17 protein-coding genes and 1 tRNA gene are annotated in these 20,350 nt (G+C 36.8%); 9 read left to right on the top strand and 9 right to left on the bottom strand.

Features of this window, described 5'->3' with window-relative positions; translation table 11 throughout:
- Positions 1-8 precede the first annotated feature (8 nt).
- Positions 9-740, bottom strand: coding sequence for a twin-arginine translocase subunit TatC (gene tatC / locus ABMA70_RS03300; protein WP_233189707.1), 732 nt, complete (start codon positions 738-740; stop codon positions 9-11).
- Between the two features lie 82 nt (positions 741-822).
- Between tatC and ABMA70_RS03305 the strand changes: the two genes are divergently transcribed.
- Complete coding sequence (locus ABMA70_RS03305; RefSeq protein ID WP_392991574.1) at positions 823-1,422, top strand: hypothetical protein; 600 nt, start codon at positions 823-825, stop codon at positions 1,420-1,422.
- Here ABMA70_RS03305 and ABMA70_RS03310 read toward each other — a convergent pair.
- On the bottom strand, positions 1,415-2,113 hold the full coding sequence (locus tag ABMA70_RS03310; RefSeq protein ID WP_392991572.1) for a (2Fe-2S)-binding protein: 699 nt from the start codon (positions 2,111-2,113) through the stop codon (positions 1,415-1,417). The genes ABMA70_RS03305 and ABMA70_RS03310 overlap by 8 nt on opposite strands.
- A 2-nt stretch (positions 2,114-2,115) precedes the next feature.
- On the bottom strand, positions 2,116-2,883 hold the full coding sequence (map, locus tag ABMA70_RS03315; RefSeq protein WP_103217549.1) for a type I methionyl aminopeptidase: 768 nt from the start codon (positions 2,881-2,883) through the stop codon (positions 2,116-2,118).
- A 162-nt stretch (positions 2,884-3,045) separates the two neighbouring features.
- Between map and ABMA70_RS03320 the strand changes: the two genes are divergently transcribed.
- Genes ABMA70_RS03320 through aat form a run of 4 tightly spaced genes read left to right on the top strand, consistent with a single transcriptional unit; the run spans position 3,046 to position 7,465 of the window.
- Positions 3,046-4,674: a YiiX/YebB-like N1pC/P60 family cysteine hydrolase gene (locus tag ABMA70_RS03320; RefSeq protein ID WP_103217550.1), complete on the top strand. Its 1,629-nt coding sequence runs from the start codon at positions 3,046-3,048 to the stop codon at positions 4,672-4,674.
- A gap of 32 nt (positions 4,675-4,706) precedes the next feature.
- Positions 4,707-5,660 carry an NAD(P)-dependent oxidoreductase gene (locus ABMA70_RS03325; RefSeq protein WP_392991569.1) on the top strand — a complete coding sequence of 318 codons (954 nt, stop codon included), beginning with the start codon at positions 4,707-4,709 and terminating at the stop codon, positions 5,658-5,660.
- A 16-nt stretch (positions 5,661-5,676) separates the two neighbouring features.
- Complete coding sequence (locus tag ABMA70_RS03330; RefSeq protein WP_392991567.1) at positions 5,677-6,780, top strand: arginase family protein; 1,104 nt, start codon at positions 5,677-5,679, stop codon at positions 6,778-6,780.
- A complete protein-coding gene (gene aat / locus ABMA70_RS03335) occupies positions 6,767-7,465 on the top strand; it encodes a leucyl/phenylalanyl-tRNA--protein transferase (RefSeq protein ID WP_392991565.1) in 699 nt (232 codons plus the stop codon). Before ABMA70_RS03330 ends, aat begins: the two co-directional genes overlap by 14 nt.
- Before the next feature lie 74 nt (positions 7,466-7,539).
- On the opposite strand, the gene ABMA70_RS03340 is transcribed toward aat, so the two are convergent.
- Complete coding sequence (locus tag ABMA70_RS03340; RefSeq protein WP_103217554.1) at positions 7,540-9,072, bottom strand: NADH-quinone oxidoreductase subunit C; 1,533 nt, start codon at positions 9,070-9,072, stop codon at positions 7,540-7,542.
- 16 nt (positions 9,073-9,088) lie between these two features.
- Positions 9,089-10,438 carry a hypothetical protein gene (locus ABMA70_RS03345; RefSeq protein ID WP_103217555.1) on the bottom strand — a complete coding sequence of 450 codons (1,350 nt, stop codon included), beginning with the start codon at positions 10,436-10,438 and terminating at the stop codon, positions 9,089-9,091.
- Positions 10,439-10,470: 32 nt separating this feature from the next.
- Between ABMA70_RS03345 and ABMA70_RS03350 the strand changes: the two genes are divergently transcribed.
- Positions 10,471-10,557, top strand: a tRNA-Leu gene (locus ABMA70_RS03350).
- Between the two features lie 94 nt (positions 10,558-10,651).
- On the opposite strand, the gene ABMA70_RS03355 is transcribed toward ABMA70_RS03350, so the two are convergent.
- Positions 10,652-12,235: a PilZ domain-containing protein gene (locus ABMA70_RS03355; protein ID WP_392991562.1), complete on the bottom strand. Its 1,584-nt coding sequence runs from the start codon at positions 12,233-12,235 to the stop codon at positions 10,652-10,654.
- A gap of 166 nt (positions 12,236-12,401) precedes the next feature.
- Here ABMA70_RS03355 and ABMA70_RS03360 point away from each other — a divergent pair, with 166 nt between their 5' ends.
- A complete protein-coding gene (locus tag ABMA70_RS03360; protein ID WP_392991560.1) occupies positions 12,402-13,316 on the top strand; it encodes a hypothetical protein in 915 nt (304 codons plus the stop codon).
- A 20-nt stretch (positions 13,317-13,336) separates the two neighbouring features.
- Here the strand turns inward: ABMA70_RS03360 and lpdA are convergent, their stop codons facing one another.
- The 3 genes from lpdA to ABMA70_RS03375 are packed head-to-tail and all read right to left on the bottom strand — an operon-like array spanning position 13,337 to position 18,763.
- Positions 13,337-14,740, bottom strand: coding sequence for a dihydrolipoyl dehydrogenase (gene lpdA / locus ABMA70_RS03365; protein WP_392991558.1), 1,404 nt, complete (start codon positions 14,738-14,740; stop codon positions 13,337-13,339).
- Positions 14,741-14,771: 31 nt separating this feature from the next.
- The gene (gene odhB, locus ABMA70_RS03370) at positions 14,772-16,004 is read right to left on the bottom strand and encodes a 2-oxoglutarate dehydrogenase complex dihydrolipoyllysine-residue succinyltransferase (RefSeq protein ID WP_103216933.1); all 1,233 of its coding nucleotides are present in this window, start codon (positions 16,002-16,004) and stop codon (positions 14,772-14,774) included.
- Positions 16,005-16,018: 14 nt separating this feature from the next.
- The gene (locus ABMA70_RS03375; RefSeq protein ID WP_392991556.1) at positions 16,019-18,763 is read right to left on the bottom strand and encodes a 2-oxoglutarate dehydrogenase E1 component; all 2,745 of its coding nucleotides are present in this window, start codon (positions 18,761-18,763) and stop codon (positions 16,019-16,021) included.
- A gap of 163 nt (positions 18,764-18,926) precedes the next feature.
- Between ABMA70_RS03375 and ABMA70_RS03380 the strand changes: the two genes are divergently transcribed.
- Together ABMA70_RS03380 and ABMA70_RS03385 are read left to right on the top strand one after the other, a co-directional pair.
- The gene (locus ABMA70_RS03380) at positions 18,927-19,319 is read left to right on the top strand and encodes a nucleoside triphosphate pyrophosphohydrolase family protein (protein ID WP_103216932.1); all 393 of its coding nucleotides are present in this window, start codon (positions 18,927-18,929) and stop codon (positions 19,317-19,319) included.
- Positions 19,319-20,338, top strand: coding sequence for an FAD:protein FMN transferase (locus tag ABMA70_RS03385; protein ID WP_392991554.1), 1,020 nt, complete (start codon positions 19,319-19,321; stop codon positions 20,336-20,338). Before ABMA70_RS03380 ends, ABMA70_RS03385 begins: the two co-directional genes overlap by 1 nt.
- Positions 20,339-20,350 lie beyond the last annotated feature (12 nt).

Raw genomic sequence — 20,350 nt, forward strand, 5'->3', positions numbered from 1 at the left:
CATACCGTCTATTTCATGTGATGACGAGAAAGATATGGGTGAACAATTAACGCAACAGCTAAAATACCCAGTTCAAAAAGTACGACTAACGGCAGCCAAAGTCCCATCATTGTAATGACATCAGGAGGAGTTAACATAGCAGAAACGACAGCGAAGCCAACATAAACATAACGTCTCATATTAGCTAGGGACTGCTTTGTTACTAGGCCCATAAAGCCTAAAATAAGAAGTACATTTGGTAGTTGAAAAATAAGGCCAAGGAAAACAAGAACCTTACTTGAAAGAACGAGGTAATCTTTTAGACCGATTGTTGCTTCAACATTTTGTACACCAAAGCCCATGAGGGTTTGAAATGTTAGTGGAAAAACGATGAAGTAGCCAAAGCTTACGCCTATAGCAAACAGGAAGAGCCCAATAATAAGAAATGGCCTAACGGCCTTTTTTTCATGATCATAGAGACCTGGAGAGATAAATTTCCAAACCTGATAAAACCAAAGAGGACAAGAAAGAATAACACTTGAGTAAAATGCTACTTGAAATTGAGAAAGAACCTTATCAAGTAGTCCAAGATAGACAACCTTTCCCCCTCCAAAATCACCAAGAGCATCTCGCAGAGGCTTCAAAAGAACTTCCTGGATGAGGTCACCATAGGCGTAGCAGGCCACGAAAGATATCAAAATTATGATTAATATCTTTATAAGTGCAGAGCGTAACTCTTCTAAATGGTCAATTAAACCCATCTCTTTCAAAACTTACCCTAGTTTTCCATCCATACTTAAAGTAAAATAAATTAATACTAATAATTTAACACAGTTAGAACGAATGAAATACCCATTATTAATTTTTATTGTTAATTTTATGATAGCTCTTCCAACACAGGCAAAGACGATCTTGCTCTGTCTTGGACAAGAAGAAAGTTACTATGCCAAAAGGTTTGAGACAGGGCCCCGCTATCACTTAAATCAAATTATGATTAATGAGATTTCATCAGTTGGTAATCCGCAATTTTCTAAAGGTTACTACAATAAGTTTTGTTCTGATCCGAGTAAATCACCGACGCTTAAATTACTTAAGGCCATGACAACTGGCCAAAGAAATATTTTCGACTTCAAAGAAGAAGACGGTGGAATTGGTGTTAAGTATTCGATGTCGACTTATAATGAGTTTCGTCTAAAGTCGATTAAGATCCTAATGGATTATCTCGCAAAGATTCAAATCCAAGCAAGTAGTGCCGATTGCCTTGAGTCTAATATTCCTGGCCTAAAAGAGTTCTATGCTCGCTATCGCTATCTTGAAGGAGAAGTAAGCTTAGAGACTTTAAAAGGATCTAAAGAATCTCTTTTAAAGATTTATGATGCTTTAGAGAATGTCGATGCTATCTTAAAGAAATGCCAAAAACCTAAGCAAGCTCAAACTAAATAAAGAATACACTAAGCTGAGAATCTAGCGAAGAGACTTTACTAATGAAATCTTGCGCCTCAGGAGTTTGTTCATCACCAATGACATAGAGGTGGTGACCAATTAGGCCTTCAACAGATATCTTTCCGAGTTTTTCAACCATTGGATAAATATCCTCTAAAAGAAATTGATATGGTCTTTTTCCAGCAATCTTATCTTTTTTGAAACCATTAAAGGTAACTGCAGGAATAACCTTTTCCTCACGATTTGATTTAAACATCGGAACAATATCGGCCAGGCACGAACCACAGCCACCAGCGGCCTTTGACAGGTTTGTAATCGTAAGAGGATCACTTGCTCCCCTTTCAATTAAAGCTGCGACTTCTTGGCGACTAACACCAAAACAGCGACAAAGTGTATTTGTCGTATCAATGGCCATAAGTTGATTAGGAGAGAAATAATTTAAAACTTCTTTGAAGAAGCTAAATAGCTCAAGAGAATGACTCGAATTTTCACTTAGAGCTTTTTCGATTTCAAGTATTAGTTGTGACTTTGAATTCTTCGTCTTTTCAAGAATCGTCATGATGGCATCTTTTAGTGCACTATCATCACTTTCAACAAAGTACTCTCTTACTTCATTGAGCTTAGAAAACCTAAGCTCAACTCGACAAGGATCATTAATTTTTAAATCTGGTGCAATTAGGCTTGTATTCACAATTAAGGATGAACCTCGTAACTTCTAAGAGTAAGAATCTCAAAGCCACCTTCAGTAACTAAGATTGTATGTTCAAATTGGGCAGACCATTTCTTATCTCTAGTCAGAACTGTCCAACCATCTTTAAGAACTTTACAGTCCTTTGTTCCAAGGTTGATCATTGGCTCAATTGTAAAAGTCATACCAGGCTTCATTTCTGCGCCCTTACCTCTTTTTCCAACGTGAACAACTTGTGGATCTTCATGGAATTCTCGTCCAATACCGTGTCCACAATAATCTTCAACAATACCGTATCCGTGATCGTGTGCGATCTCCATAATTGAAGCACCGATATCACCAATATGGCCACCTGGACGAACTTGCTTAATTCCTTCCATCATACATTGGTAAGTTACATCAACAAGTTTCTTCACTTCATCAGAAACATTACCAACTAAGAAAGTCTTATTAGTATCACCGTGGAATTTATTTAAGTATGTTGTCACGTCGATATTTAATATATCACCGTCTTTTAAAACATCTTTTGTACTTGGAATTCCGTGGCAAACGACTTCATTAAGTGAAGTACATACCGACTTTGGAAAACCGTGATAATTTAATGGCGAAGGATACGCACCATTTTTAATAATATACTCGTGACAAAGATTATTAAGCTCTTCAGTGCTTACACCTGGCTTTACGAATGGTTCAATATACTCAAGAGTAGAAGCCGCTAATTTCGACGTTGCTCTCATTAATTCAATTTCGCGTTTCGACTTGATCGATATCATGGTTTTTCCTTTCGCTTATTCTAAGTACTTAAATATACATTCCTTTTAACATAGTTTGACCCACTAAAGAATAGACAAAGTTAAAAATTTTACAATTTACAACACGCTAAGTACCTAAAATGGCATAATGACGCGAAAGAATTCAGAAATTAGGACTAATAAATGAAACAAATTATCGCCATTTTCCTCTTAACTGTGAACGTATTCTACGCTCATGCCCAGAGCAAAGAAGACAATAGGTTGTTCCATTCTACAATGACTCAAATCAATGAGATTCAAGAAAGAATAAACGATACTGACTATGACCCACAAAAGCTTGGGTACAATATTCGTGAACTAGAAAAATTAATCAATGCAAGTAGTGATCTCGTAAATGTGACTATCGACTATAGCAAACTCATTTATCGTCAATCAATTGATCATAAGCCAATAAAAGGTTCTGATTTATCAATCATTGGTAATCTAATGAATACAGTCGCACTCATTATGGAGAAATCGAGTCTTTATACTGTAAAAGACCTTTCTAATAAACGCTCGTATTCTGAACTTGAGTATGCACAAATCAAGGTGACAAACCTACTTGCAAAACTAAACTACGTGAACCTCTACTTAGTAACTCACAATATTTTTTATGAAATCAAAACAATCAAAAAAGTTACAAAAGAGATTATTAAGATTCTCGACAATGAAAAACAAGTTGAGATTCTTAAGCAATTTACAAAAATTGCAAAGAGTGAGAAATTCCATGAGGAGTTACAAGAAGACCTTAGAAACTTTCTTGATTATCACTACTACTATCTAAAGCTTTTAAATCCTGACCTTACAAGAGGAGTTGTTCTTGTAGAGAAGTTTGAGATCGAAAAACATTTACTTGGAAAGAGACTACCTGCAATTGAATTTAGCAGTATTGGCGATTGGTTTATTGAAATCTTTAATCGTACGACAAACTTTATCTCAGGGCTATTTGGTAACCTTGTTGGAAAACTGCGTTTTCGCCATGGTCATATGTATGCTAACGAACGAGCACTTGATTACCTAGAGACGGTACTAAAGCCGCTAGATATTATTGCAGAAAAAACACCTTTTGCTGCAACAGACTTTTTTATCCCAGGACACTTTGGTCATATTGCCATTTATCTTGGTACAGAACAAAAGCTTAAACTAGCAGGACTATGGAATACACCATTTATTAAAAAGTATCATAATGATATTCGCAAAGGAAAAACAATTGTTGAGTCGATTCGACCAGGAAGTCGCCTTGTTTCCCTTGAAGACTTTTTAGAAATTGATGAAATCACAATTATTCGTGAAAAGGGAATTCTAGAAAATAAGTGGGCAAGAGAGATGGTGTCAAAGGTTGCACTAGAGCAACTTAATAAGAAGTATGATTTTAATTTCGATGTCACAACACTTGATAAGGTAGTATGCTCAGAGGTTCCATACCATGCTTATGGACACAAGAGATGGCCAACAAGTTATATCTTAGGAAGAAATACTATTTCTCCAGATGAAATTATCGAAAATGCTTATCGTAAAGGATCGGGTATTGAATTTGTTGCCTCAATTAAGGCCAATAAGAAACATCAGCTATTTAGCATTACTAAAAAAGAAATGGGAGATAATCTTGGTTTTATCTACGATGAATCAAGAGATATGTTCAGAAAGAAGATAAAGTCATGTCAGTTAATTAAAGTTGTTGATCATGATCAGCGCTCAACGATAAATGGCCGTTATCGCACTTATAAGAAGTGTAAAACGATCAAGAAAGACTTAATTTACAGCGGATTCTAGCAAAGCAAAGAAAAAGTTGATAGATTAAGGGTATGAACTATTACTTTTATCGACCAGAAATTTCGAGCTATCAAGGTGAGGCCTTTCGCGTTAAAGAAAGGCAGTCACTAGGCCAACTTGGTATCAAGTGCGTGGACACACCTATTGAGATCCCAGAGGGCGAAAGCGTCATTGTTATCTCAACGAGCTATACGAATAATGAGAGTATTGTTAAATCACTAGAGCACGCCAATATTGTCCTCTGGATTCATCCAAACTCGGGCTATGATAACTTCTCACTTGAGTTTGTGAAAAGAGCAAAATTCCCAATTGTTTTAGGAAATGAGATTAGAGCAAATGCAGTAGCGCAATTCTACCTTCAAGCATTACTCAATCATCAAGGACAAATTCCTTACAGACGCCAATGGGATGAAGCACGAAGCTATAATCGAGAGCTCTTGCACACAAAGAAAACTCTAATCATCGGACGTGGACCAATTGGTGCAAGACTTGGCAATGCTCTTGAAACATTGAATGTAAAAGTTAGCTATTACGATCCATACCAAAATAAGCAGCAAAATAACAAATACCTAAAAGAAGAACTGACAAAGTCAGATATCATCATCATGGCATGTTCATTGAATAAGACTTCTTACCATATTCTTAATGAAGAGATGTTTGCTTTATTAAAAAAAGACACTCTCATTATGAATGCGGCCAGAGGAAAATTAATTGAGCAACAGGCCTTAATAAACTTTCTAAGCAATAATAAAGATGCTCATGCAATTATCGACGTCTTTGAGAAAGAGCCAATAGACTTTAATCAATTTAAGCAACTTTCTAATATAACTCTAAGTTCCCATATTGCAGGAGTGTACAAGGGAATTAACGATGCTATTATAAAGTTTGAAAAGCGTGTGATTCGTGATTACCTACACGATCAAGGCCTTGACCTTTACAAGACAGCACTACTAAGCTCTCGTGTTAAAGGCGATTTTTTAATTTAAATTTAAGGGAATATATATGAGTGACAAGAATGAAACATTATTAAATGACTACCTTTGCCCTCCAGGCTTTGGTGTATTCACAGTTAACACAGCAAAAGAGAGAAAAGATAAGCTAACTCAAGTGCTTTATAAAACGACTGAAGATGCCGCAATCAGATCGGCATGGAGTAATGAACTTAACAAACTTTCTAACGTAAAAGGTTGTGCAATTCTTGGTGTCGCATCCGACTGTGGAGGAGGGATCCAAAGAGGTGCAAACTGGGGACCTTTATTCTTAAGAAACACATTAATCGAAGACCATTTAGATACTTATAAGCAATGTTTTGACCTAGGTGATATCAGAGTTATTCCTCACCTTCTTCATGACAAGTACTTAAATGATGAAACAATAAAGAGTGCACAAAATGCATTGTACGGTGGAAAGAACTTAAGTGTCTCTCCACTAAGTATTGCCAAAGCAAGTGTTGATGAAGTCTTTAAACATAATAAGGATTTAAAAATCTTCAGTATCGGTGGAGATCACTCAGTAAGTTTTCCACTAGTAAAATCATGGATCAACAATAGAAGATCACTTGGAAAGAAAGTAGGCCTTATTCACTTTGATGCGCATACTGACCTGTTAAGAGAAAGACTTGGTATTGATTATTGTTTTGGTTCTTGGCTAACTCATGTTCTGGATGATCTTGAAACACCAAAACATTGCTATCAATTTGGTATTCGTTCAACTGGAAAATCAAAAGAACACTGGGAAAGTGAATTTGGACTCAATCAGTATTGGGCAAAAGACGTTAAGGAAATAGGAGCAAAAGAATTAGCACTTAAAACAGTAGCAGAACTTAAGGCCCAAGGAATTGAAGAAATTTATATTAGCTTTGATATTGATGCCCTCGATGAAAGTGTTGCCAGCGCAACAGGCACACCTGAACCAGAGGGACTGATGCCACATGAATGTGCTATAATGATAAAAGAGTTTACTAATGCCTTTAACCTAACTGGTGCAGACATGGTTGAGATTGCTCCACTTGTAGGCTTAAGCGAAGAAGGCTCTCGAACAACACTTGAAGTAGGGGCCGCAATGAGTGCTCTTATGATGGAGGCCATGATTAGTGCCAATAATTGAATTCCCACCAGTCGAAGTCGCAGATGAGCAAGGCCTACTAGCTATTGGTGGAGATCTCCACCATGACTCCCTTTTATTGGCGTATCAAAATGGAATCTTTCCATGGCCAATATCTCAAGAGTATCCCCTAGCTTGGTTTTCCCCTCCACAAAGAGGAGTTATTCGCCTTGAAGACATTCAAATAAATCGTTCTCTTATTAAGTTTATAAAAAAGTGTGACTGGACTGTTACCTTTAACAAAGACTTTCTATCTGTGATCAGAAACTGTCAGCAGATTCACTCAGACTCCATTGAAGGAACTTGGATTACTGATGAAATCGTCGAAGGCTACTTTAATCTTTTTCATCAAAACCTTGCTTATAGTGTCGAGGTATGGAATCAAGAAAAAGACCTAATTGGAGGACTCTACGGCGTAAGCATGGGACACTTCTTAAGTGGGGAATCAATGTTCTACAAGGAATCAAATGCTTCAAAGATCGCATTATTAGCAATTCTTCATGTCGTCAAACAATACACTATTCCATTCTTAGATACGCAAATGGTGACTCCAATTACAAAGTCCTTTGGTGCAATCGAACAAGACCGAAGTCTATTTATCAATCAAATAGCTCCGCTATTTGCACAAACACCACTTGTCTTTTCAGAAAATGAAATTTTAGTACGTGATCTACTGAAGTCTTTTTAACTTTATATACAGAGCAACTCTTTTGATAAAAATTGCAAGGCGCCATCTATTTCTATAAATATTTTTTGAAAGAATCATTTTATAATTTCCTCTTCACTAATTCCTAAAGCATTCCACTCACAAGCAATTTGTGAAAGTGCAAATTTCTTTAATCTTTTAGAGAAGTATTTTAAGTTTGCCATTGTTGGTGACATTAAGTGAAATCGATCTAACATACCATCTTCTTTAATATACGATAGGATTGAAACTTCACCAGATGAAACCTGAGTTGTAGCAAGAAAAATTCCAGATTTAGTTATATTTGTATCAGTATCTCTTTCATTTCTAATAATAGGATACTCTTCACAAATTTTTATAATATTTGAATATGTATTTTTTAGTTCTTTTAATCGAATTAAAAGTAATTCGTAAGTTGTTCCCTTTAGGGCCAAGAATTCCGCTTTTGCCAGATCATTGTACTCATAGAAAGGCTCATACTTTTTGATATTGTATTGATAACCATAACTTTGTAGTGGCATAGACTTGAGAGAGAAGCCTAAAGCAGCAAGATTAGAATTAAAATAATTATCTAAATTGAGAAAGAATTTATTCCCCTCAACTGTCGCTAAAATATCAGTAACAACGTCTTGATAGTCATGAATACGATCTCTAACATCATAAACCCATTTGCGATCTTCAGTATTAATAAGTTTTACAAGATCATCTTTTGTTTTAATATCAGTTATATTAATTAAGCCTGAAAGAGTTTCAACTTGATGATTTAGGATCTGATAAACTTCATTGAAAGAAGATCGATTAAATACTCTTTCTAAACATTTTAAGTTTTCAAGTGCACAAAAAATTTCATAAATAAACATGCGATGAATTTTCACAGCACTACTATTAACTTTGCTTGTAATGTACTCGCTGAGTTCGAGAGCAAGAAGAGATGTAATATTCTTTAGAGGAAGATCAGATTCTAATAAAAGCGAAATAGCCTCATCAACTCCCTTACCTTCGATATTCTTTTCTATTGATTTTGATTTATTAAAATCAAAGTCAAACGCAACATCATCGATATGATCTTCATCTATATTAAAACGAATTTTAGAATCTGAAATTGACGAGTCAAATTTTCGAATAGGAACTTCAATTTCTTCCCCTGTAACACTTAAAGGCGCAAAGTAATCAGAGCAAAGTTCGACCTGAGATTCATCTAGAAGATGATTATCCTTCTCTAAATAGTACTTTGCTTTAGGAGAGACAATCTCATATTGTATGCGATCTGTTTTGCGATAAAAATGTACACCATAGTTACGACTAACTTCTGCTTCAAACCAAGTCATTGACTCAAATAAGTGTCCAAAAGATTGTGCCGTTTGCCCATAACTTAAAGCTAGTGCATAAAAAATTCGTTTATGATCATTTAGATTTTGAAATTGATAAATCAATAAGAAACGAGAATTTAAAAGATTATATTTATCCTTTAAGTCGTTAGCATTTAGAAGATCAATACAAGATAGGCCAGTAAAGACAATATGCTGATCATCAAAGTGTGCCAGCATTAACATTGAAAGCTCGGCCTTTGACTTAACTTGAACTATATCTGTTACTTCAAAAATATTCATCTATTTAGTTTTCCAATTACTCTAAAGTGAATCTTACATCATAAGGAAAAATCGGCGCTGAATTCTCTTCTTTAGGAGCACAGCTTTGTTTCTTTCCATTTGACCACACCCAATTATATATCTTTTGATTGAATGTGTCTGCCCCACTATCATATTCAATATAACGATAGTATGGTGCTCCTGAATTGGATGCACTAGATAATAATGTTATCGCTGCAGGAAATGAAGCAGCAATTTCATTATCTCGACAACCTCCAATTAATTTTCTTTGATCCACAACGAATTTACCTTTACTATTTCTCACGTTGCGAACCCATGTCTTTAAGCGACAATCAAAATAGTAACCTGTATGAACAGCATTTTCAAAAGCAGTTAAGAATTCAAGTTTCCAATGCTTATCTTTCTCTTTTTGTATATTGAAAGGTCGAACATATTTACGACATAGACTGAATCGATCAAGGTGATTACGATAAAAGTCGATAAAGCGTTTCGAAAGCCCTTCTTCTTTTTGAAAAATATCAAGAGCATCATCATAAACTTTTCGGCAAGATGTTTTTAGTGTTTGAAGTTCATCATTAGAAAATAGATGACCAGAGTTTATAACATACTTCAGCGCGCGATTTGGAAGAATTGGAGATTCAAGACGATAAGCACCCTTTAATTTTCGGCCGACATCATTTCTTCCCATTGAGTTTTCAATAAATGCTTTGGCATATCCCCAATCCACATATTTTTTTAGAGTATTTAGGCCCTGTACTTCTTGAAGAGACTCATCAAGCATACTTTTTGCAACAAGAATAACTTCAGACTCCCAGTCATCATTTAGGTCGCATAGTCCTGTTAAACAAGACTTCAAGATATACCCTCCGATTATTTGTACCTGAACAGTTTCTTCTCGTGGAAAACTTCCATCAACAAGGTATTTTAGATCACCAAAAACAGCTACACGTTGAGGTTTTCCATTACGCCCAAGAAGTCTTGGAATCACGGCCCAAGAAAAATTTGGAGTATGAACTTTAGAAGTATAATCATTCCAGATGTCTTTTTCTTTACATAATTTTCTTTCTTTAAAAATTCGTCCACTAACTAAATCGAGCTCAAAGTTAACTTCACTATCACGGGGCGTCGTAATAAAAACGTCTACAAGTTTAGTACGCATATCCATACGAGGTGCAAAGTCGAAGAATAAGTGAGGAACAACTCTACCTTCATAAGTTAGATAATTAAAATTCCCCTCTCCTGCAAACCAAGTAGGCTTAACTTGCGATGTGGGAAGGACAATTTTTTTTGTTGCACAACCTACAATAAAAATTGCAAGTAAAAGAAAAATGAATTTAGTAGTTTTTTTGAATTGACAAATATACACGTTATAGTCCAAAATCGTTAAACACAAATAGCGGTTCGGTGTTGGAATTGGTAGACAATCTGGATTTAAAATCCAGTGGGGGCAACCCCGTGCGGGTTCAAGTCCCGCCCGAACCACCATTTCCTTTTCTTAATTATCAACGGATACATTTATTTTTTCAAGAACTTAGACTGATCTAGTCTGTTTTTTTAATGTGCATTGCGAAATAGTTGATTAAGCTGCTTTTTTTGCTTCTTCATTATCGTTGAGAATATCAATCATACACTCTCCGATAACTTCCATAATTGCGTCTGAAACAGACTCAAAACGAAGACCAAAGCCTCTTGGACGATTCTTAGATGCCCTCATGATTGTGAAGTCAATAGCGACAGCACGGCCAAAAATCCCCTCTGAGATATAAATCGTTCCACGAGTATTTTTGTCAAATTCTTTCTCAAACTTAGTCACTTCAACAAAGCCACCACTTAGTGATAAGTTAGTAAGGTATCCCTTATACTCTTTTTGAACACCAACAAGCGAGAATGAAACTAGTTCTTGTAATTCGACACGATACTCAGTTCTTTCGATTTGATACTTATTATTTTCAGGATTTTCTTTATCTTCAAATATTAGTTGTGCTTGTGTATTAAGCTCAAGACAGTCTTTTGCTGCAACCCAAGGTGCACCTGCCTTCTTTTTAACAAGAGTGGAAGACGTAACAATCTTCTTTTCAAAATCAACAAGCATTTCATCAAAACGTAAAGGACCGACAACGCCAGCTCCTGTATCGTATTGCCATGTTTTCTTATTTGAAATTTCAAACGACTTACCGTTCTTAAGGCCTTCTATATTCAAGCGATCAAGTTCTTCATCATCAGCTTGTGCACGTGTTGCAATTTCAAGCCCTCCACTAGAGATATCAAACTCACCAGTGGCCTCTTCACTAAGATCAATTTCAACCGTACGATCTTCGTCTTCTAGTACAAGAGAGTCACGAGGAATGAGGTTAATCCTTGGAGTACTTGGAGTGTTATCTTCGCTAACAACTTCTTCAATTTCAACTGAATCATTTACGGCCGAAATTCCAATCTTGCTATCTGTGTATGATTTAAAATTTGCTAACTCTTGTTCAGCGACTTCTAACTTAGCATTTAAGGCCTTGGCCTTAGCAATAACCTTTGAAAGATTCTTTCTTGCTAATTTATTTTCAACTGCAAGATTTTTATATTTTATTTTAAGAGCATTAAACTTTGATTGATATTCTTGAGTATTAGTATTTCCATCCTCAAGTTCACGCGTTGTTGATAGAACTTTTGTAATCTTACGATTTACATCGCTAATTAAACTTGTTTCATCTAACACAGACTCTAATTTTGTAAGAATGGCCTCACTACGATCACCACTCGAAGAGCCAACAAGTTGCGTGATATCACCGATTCTCTCTTCTACAGAGGAAATTTTCTCACTAAACTCTTCTCGAAGTTGTACACCAATTGCAGAAACTTCTTCTTTTACAATTTTTGAAATTGCATCTAATAGATCATTATTATGATTATTCTTAATTTCTAATTCTTCCAATTTAATACTGTATCCATTTGGTGCCGAAGCTGGTTTTTCAAATGTCTCAGGAGCTTGCTTAAGAGCATCTGTAATTACACGAGGTAAACTCATCTTAGACAACTCAACCCATTGAGACTTTTTAACGTCAAAACCAAATTGGTTTGAAAAAACGATTCCAGAAAGCGCTTCAATATAGAGATCATTAAGATCGATCTCTCTAAAAGTTGTGAATGTGTCTGCAATGAAAAGTTTCTTCAATACTTCCTCTACTATTCTTTCTAGTATATCGGTAAGATTTAAACTAAAATTTAATAATATTAGCTATTTACTCTGTTTTTGTTTACAAACTTCTATTTGAAACCAAATAAGGTATTGATTTTTGGATAATTACAATAAAAACCACTTACAAAAAAAAGAAGAAAAATTGGCCGATTTAATAGGCTTTCAAACAGAAGTTATTGAAATCACCGAAGAGCTTTTAAATAAGAATAATTTAAAATCTTCCGAAGAACTCTACCTATGTGGCCTAAAAGAAGAGGCCATTAATACCTCACTCTTAGACTTTTATGAAATTCTACAAAAGCTAAATGAATTAGAGAATTATAAAGAATTCACAGTATGTGATATTGGCGCATCCTATGCAAAGATGGCATTCGTGGCCAATCACTTCTTTCCAAATATTAAAGTCATTAGTATTGAACCAGTCAAAGAGCGCATCGAATATGGCCTCGACAAACTCAAAGACACAAAACATATTTTTATCAACGATGTCTTTAAAGAGGAATTAATTAAAAACCATAAAATTGATTACTTCTTTCTCTATTTTCCAGTTGGTAAAATTCTTGATGATATCATCACCCAACTTAATGCTCCTGTCGTTGCTATTGAGTCGCATGGCGAACTTCTAAACCGTTTAGGACATAGCTTTTCTCAAAAAGAAGTCCTAACAAAACTAAACTTTACCCGTCACAATCCTCATAGCTATCTTTTTACAAGGCCATCAGAATCAAGCTTATATAAGGCATTTAAAGCGTTTCAAAAAAAAGAAGATGAAGTTATCATCGTCAACGATCAAAGGCCATGGTTAGCAGACTCAGAAGGCCTGGCCCACTACTTTGATGAGAAAGATAAAATTACCCTTGAACTTAAGTGTCCACCTCGAACAATTTTCTTTAATGAAGATTTAGAGACGGCCAACTCTTGTAACTTCTCAAAACCGATACAACTTCTCATTCAAAAGCGTCGAGCAAATGAAAAAGTTGATGGTTATTTAATTCGAAAAATATTTTTGGATGGGAGTTTTGAGCTGTCTTCAGGTGAAATAAAAAAGGCACCCTAAGGTGCCTTTTAAATATTTGCTTAGATGTTCAAAGGTTTTTTATCAAAAGCATCAAGAGCAGCTTCTTTGAATGCTTCAGAGTAAGTTGGGTGCGCATGACAAATGCGTCCAATATCCTCAGCAGCAGCTCTAAATTCCATTGCCACAACTGCTTCTGCAATTAAGTCAGCAGCACGAGGACCGACAATGTGTACTCCTAAAATCTCATCTGTTTCTTTACAAGCAAGTACTTTTACAAAACCAGCTGATTCGTTTGAAGCACGAGCACGTCCACTTGCTTTAAATGGAAACTTCCCTGCTTTATATGGAGTCTTATTAGCTTTTAGCTCTTGTTCTGTTACACCAACTGAAGCAACCTCTGGCCAAGTATAAACAACACCAGGAATTAGATTGTAGTTAATATGTGGTTTTTGACCAGCAATGATTTCAGCACAAACAACACCTTCTTCCTCAGCTTTGTGAGCAAGCATAGCACCTGTTGTAACATCACCAATTGCATAGATATGAGAAACGTTAGTTCTTAAATGATCGTCAGTGATAACACGCCCACGCTCATCAAGATTTACACCAGCATTTTCAAGACCAAGATTGTCAGTATATGGACGACGTCCAACTGCCATTAGACAGTAGTCACCGTCTAATTTGATTTCTTCATCGTTCTTCTTATTCTTAGCTTTTACGATTACCTTCTCGCCCTTTCTAACAACTTCAGTTACACCGTGACCAGTATAGAATTCCATACCTTGTTTCTTAAGAACTTTAGTCATCTCTTTTGCACAGTCTTTATCCATTGTCGCAAGAATTGAATCTGCATACTCGACAACAGAAACTTTAGAACCAAGTCTTAAAAATACTGAACCAAGCTCTAGACCAATAACACCACCACCAATTACGATGAAGTGCTTAGGAAGTGTTTCAAGCTTTAGGGCCTCAGTTGAAGTGATAATTCTTTCTTTATCAATTTCAATCCCAGGAATTGTCGCTGGCTTTGAACCAGTTGCAATAATGAAGTGTTTGGCCTTAAGAGTTTCCTCTTTCTCACCTGAAACTTTAAGAGTGTGAGCATCAACGAAAGATCCAACCCCATGGAAAGTCTCAACTTTATTCTTACCCATTAAGTAAGTAATACCACCAGAAGTATCTGCAACAACACCAGCTACACGCTCTGCCATCTTCTTAATATCGGCCTTTACTTTACCTGTTGTGATTCCGTGTGCTTCAAATTCATGAGTTGCTTCATGAAATTTCTCACTTGAATCAAGCCATGCTTTCGATGGAATACATCCAACGTTTAAGCATGTTCCACCAAGTGTATTATATTTTTCTACGATTGCTGTCTTCATACCAAGTTGCGCGCAACGTACGGCACTGATATATCCACCAGGGCCTGAACCAATAACAACAACATCAAATTCTTTACTCATATATAATCCTTAATCTTCTTTAATATACTTATTAGATGTCCAGTAGCATTCTGGCCGGATCCTCAATCATCTCTTTAACCATCTTAAGGAATGTTACTGATTCCTTACCATCGATGATTCTGTGGTCATAAGAAAGTGCTAAGTACATTACAGGGTGAATAACAACCTGACCGTTTACAGCTACTGGTCTTTCAACAATATTGTGCATTCCTAGAATCGCTGATTGTGGAACGTTAATAATTGGAGTTGAAAGCATTGAACCGAAAACACCACCATTTGTGATAGTGAATGTACCACCAGTCATTTCATCTACTGTAAGCTTTCCATCACGCCCTTTAAGAGCAAGTCTTCTTACTTCTTTTTCAATTTGAGCAAGGCTTAAGCTTTCCGCGTTTCTAATTACTGGAACAACAAGACCTTTTGGAGTTGATACCGCGATACCAACATCTGCATAGTCGTGATAGATGATATTTTCACCATCAATTTGTGCATTAACACCTTTGATTTCCATAAGTGCTTTTGTACATGCTTTTGTGAAGAAAGACATGAAACCTAGTCCGATGTCGTGCTTGTCTTTGAAAGCATCTTTATATTTCTTACGAAGCTCCATTACATTGAACATATCAACTTCGTTAAATGTCGTAAGCATTGCAGTCGTATTCTTTGCTTCCACAAGACGCTTAGCAATTGTCTTACGAATACGCTTCATTTTTACTTCTTCTTTTGCTCTACTTGCACCACCCATTGGAGCTTGAACAGCAATTTCCTGTGCAGGAGCAGGCTTTGCAGCGGCAGCAGGAGCAGCTTTTGGAGCAGCACTTGCGTTCATTGCATCAGCCTTAGTGATACGGCCATCTTTACCTGAACCAGCAACTGAACCAGCACTAACGCCTTTTTCTGCAAGAATTTTAGCAGCAGCTGGAGATGGATAATTCTTATCCCCACCCGAAACTGGAGCACTTGCCGGTGTATTTGGAGTTTCAACTGTTGTAGGAGCATCATCACTTGAAGCTTGTGTCGGAGCTGCAGATGTATCTAACTCAGCTACAACAGCACCAATTTCAAGTTCAGCACCTTCTTCTGCGATAATTCTAATGATACCACTTTCTTCCGCAGGAAGAGGAAGTGTTGCTTTATCTGATTCAACTTCAACTAGTTCATCACCTTCACTAACATAGTCACCGTCAGCTACTAGCCACTCACCTAGAGCAACTTCTGTAATTGATTCACCAATTGGTGGAATAGTAATTTTTACGATTGCCATTTTCTTTTCCTTATTTATTTAAATGCATTCTCTACAATTGTTTCTTGTTCTTTCATGTGTACTGAAGCGTATCCTGTCGCAGGAGATGCCGAAGCTTTTCTTGAGATACAATCAATATCTCTAAAAGTATCGCGCCAGCGATTTAAGTGCATCCATGCTCCCATATTTGAAGGCTCTTCTTGTACCCAACGATGAGTTGCGTTTGGATACTTATCAAGGATCGCCTTAATTTTTTCAGTTGGAAGAGGATATAATTGTTCAAGACGAACAACTGCAACATCTTTACGATCATTTTCTTGTTGGTACTTAAGTAGATCGTAGTAAATCTTACCTGTACAAAGAACGACCTTCTTAACGTCTTTTGGGTTCACCCAAGTATCATCAAATACTTCTTCAAACTTACCAGTTGTGAAGTCTTCAACTTTTGACTGGCATAGAGGATGTCTTAAAAGTGACTTCGGAGTGAAAACAACAAGAGGCTTTCTAAACTCCCACTTAAGCTGACGTCTAAGAGCATGGAACATATTTGCTGGAGTTGTAATATTACAAACAACCATATTCTCTTCAGCACATTGCTGTAAGAACCTTTCTGGACGACAAGAAGAGTGTTCAGGTCCTGCTCCTTCATAACCGTGAGGCAGAAGCATTACTAAGTTACACATTCTTCTCCACTTACTTTCTGCTGCTGAAATGAACTGATCTATTACGATTTGAGCACCGTTAGTGAAGTCACCAAATTGTGCTTCCCAGATATTAAGAGCGTGAGGTGTTGCTTGCGAGTAACCATATTCAAATGCAAGTACCGCATACTCAGAAAGAAGTGAGTTATAGATATAGAAGTTTCCTTGACCTGTCGTAAGGTGCTCAAGGCCACAGTATGCTTTATTTGTTTTCTCATCAAAAACTTTTGCGTGACGGTGTGAGAATGTCCCACGAATAACGTCTTCTCCCGAGAAACGTACATCGTTACCTTCAGTTAGGATCGAGCCGTACGCAAATAACTCAGCAAGTGCCCAATCAATTTGACCATTTTCAAAAGAAGCCTTTCTTTGATCAAGAAGCTTTTGTGCTTTTCTTAGAGTTTTAAATCCTTCAGGAGTCTGCGTGATTGATGAAATAATATTCTCAAGTGTCTTCTTATCAACACTTGTATCAGGTGAATTAGTAAAATCCTCTAGAGTTGAAAAACGAACGTTCTTCCACTGCTGGTGAGGCCCTGGAACTTTCTTAGGAATTACATTTTGCTTAACATTGTTAAAACGATCCGAAAGAAGGTTTTTGTATTCTTCTTGCATTTCTTTTGCCACGGCCTTATCAACTGCACCGTGACTAGCAAGCTCTTCAATATACATTTCACGAGGATTCTTATGCTTTGAAATCATCCCGTATAATTCTGGTTGAGTATACTTCGGCTCATCACCTTCGTTGTGTCCGTGCTTACGGTAACAAACCATATCAACGAAAACATCGCGCTTAAATTTTTGTCTAAACTTAACTGCAAGCTCACATGCGTAAACAACGTCTTCTGGACAATCACCATTTACGTGAATAACTGGAATATTTAGCATCTTAGCAACAGATGTTGAGTAGTGTGATGAACGAGCATCTGTAAAGTCAGTAGTAAAACCAATTTGGTTATTAATAACAAAGTGAAGAGATCCACCAGTGCGGTAACCTGGAAGCTCAGACATTTGAAGTGTTTCGTAAACAATCCCTTGTCCCGCAACGGCCGCATCACCGTGAATAACAATTGGGATAATCTTGCTCTCATCTCCATCGTAAGCAATATCAATTTGAGCACGAGCATAACCAGTTGCTACTGGTGAAACTGTTTCTAAGTGTGATGGGTTTGGAAGAAGCTTTAAGTAAACTTCGCTATTATCTTCAGTCTTAGTTACTGAAGTAAATCCCATGTGATACTTAACATCACCATCACCTTGACCAGCAAGTTGCTCAAGAGAGTTTCCTTCAAATTCAGAAAAGATATACTCATAAGTTTTCCCTAGAGTATTAGCTAGAACGTTTAGACGTCCACGGTGTGCCATACCGATAATAAATTCTTTAGCACCTAGTCTTGCACCTTCGTTAATAAATGCATCAAGACCTGGGATTGTCGACTCTCCACCTTCAAGTGAAAATCTTTTTTGACCCGTATATTTTGTTTGAAGAAAGTTTTCAAAAACATTTGCTTCATTCAATTTGTGTAGGATTCTTTTTTTCTTATCAACATCGAAATTTTTGTTCAGGTAAGTTGTTTCAAACTCTTCTCTAAACCAACGTCTCATCTCAGTATCAGTTGAGTGCATATACTCAACACCGATCTTTCCACAGTAAAGCTTCATCATGTGGTCCATGATATTTTTTAGAGTCGTAGCACCAAGGCCAACAAACTCACCACAAGTGAATACTTCGTTTAAATCAGCATCTGTTAGATCATAGTCTTGAAGAGAGATACGTGCATGACGATCTAGTCTTGGACGAATTGGATTTGTATCCGAAAGAAGATGTCCTCTTGATCTAAAAGATTGAATTAGTCTGAATACGTTGAATTCTTTACGTAACTTCTCATCACTTACTTCACCACCGGCACTTGTGCTACCTTTACCGGCACCGAATTCAAAACCTAGAAAAAAGTTGCGCCAACTTTCTTCTACTTCCATCGGGTTTGATTCGTATTGTTCGTAGAGAGAGTCAATGTAAGAAATGTCTGAACTTGATAGTGTTGAAAAGTCGAATTTATCCATTTGATTTAAATCCATTTTACCGCTTTGCGGCTATTACAAAATTAATAATTTAGGCACGTTAATATACCTTATATCTTAACAGTTCGTGAAGTTTTCTTTTTGCACAGGCAAGCTTTGACTAGATAAAAATCAAAGTGATAAAGTTCGATCAACTACCCAACTTTTCACAGGAGAAATTATGGACTCACAAAAATATATGAGTGATGCAATTAGAACAGAATCAAGAGATTTTGATGCGATGAACACACGTCTAAATGACGATGGAATTAAGAGACTTCTTCACGCTGGAATTGGTCTTTCGACGGAAGCTGGAGAATTCCTCGATGCTCTAAAGAAGCATATATTCTATGGTAAGGAGCTTGACCGAGTAAATCTAGCAGAAGAACTTGGTGATCTTTTCTGGTACATGGCCATCGTTGGTGATGAACTTGGGATTAAATTTGAAGATGTAATGGAGCGCAATATCACAAAGCTTAAGGCGCGCTACGGCGAAAAATTTAGTGAAGAAAAGGCCGACAATAGAGACCTAGATAGCGAAAGAAAAATTCTTGAGGAACAGGCGTTTAATTAATGAGAATTAACAAAATCTTTATATTTGGAATGGGCCTTTTATTAGGCCTGTTAACTTCATGTCAAAGTGAAAAACTGCAAATTTATAGTGCCACTGGCCCGACCATGGGTACGACATACCATATCAAGTATCTTGCACCTAATGGATTCGACGAGGATTCGGTAAAAAAAGATATTGAGATAAGATTAGATGAAGTCAACAAGGCCATGAGTACTTACATCAATGACTCAGAAATTTCACTCTTTAATAAAATGGTCAAGAGTGAAAAATTCTATCCAGGCCCAGATTTTAGCAGAACTCTAAAGCACGCCCTAGACGTTGCAAAGAAGACTGATGGTACATTTGATCCAACAATCGGAACGCTTGTAAACCTTTGGGGATTTGGTCCAACTGGAAAACGCAAGATTCCTTCAAAAGAAGATATTGAAGAGGCCAAGAAGAAAGTTGGTTACGAAAAGATAATCTTTAAAGATGGCGTCTTAACAAAAAGTATTGATGGTGTGTATCTTGATTTATCTGCTTCGGCCAAGGGTTACGGTGTTGATGCACTTGTTGAACTTCTACAGGCCAAAGGAATTAAGAATGCTCTTGTCGAAGTTGGCGGTGAAGTTAGAACAATGGGCGAATCTCTAACACGCCCGTGGCGTATTGGTGTTGAGTCCCCTAGTAATAAAGATGGTAATCCAGTTGTGAAGGTTGTGAAAATCAAGAATGTTGCCTTAGCAACATCTGGCGACTATCGAAATTTTTTCAAAGAAGGTGGCAAGCGCTACCAGCATACAATAAATTTCAAATCAGGTTCACCTGTTGAATCTCAACTTGCTTCGGTTAGTGTTATCTCTGAGACTTGTATGGATGCGGATGCTTGGGCAACGGCCCTTATGGCCATGGGTGCAAAGAAGGCAATTGCTTACGCTAAAGAAAATAACTTGAAGGCGTTCTTCATCTATCGTTCTGACGATGGTTCAGCAAAGTATTTAGAGACATCAACGCCAGGATTTGATAAAGTGACAGAGTAATCTAATCGGATA

The organism is Halobacteriovorax sp. XZX-3, assembly GCF_043196495.1.
Classification (GTDB): domain Bacteria; phylum Bdellovibrionota; class Bacteriovoracia; order Bacteriovoracales; family Bacteriovoracaceae; genus Halobacteriovorax_A.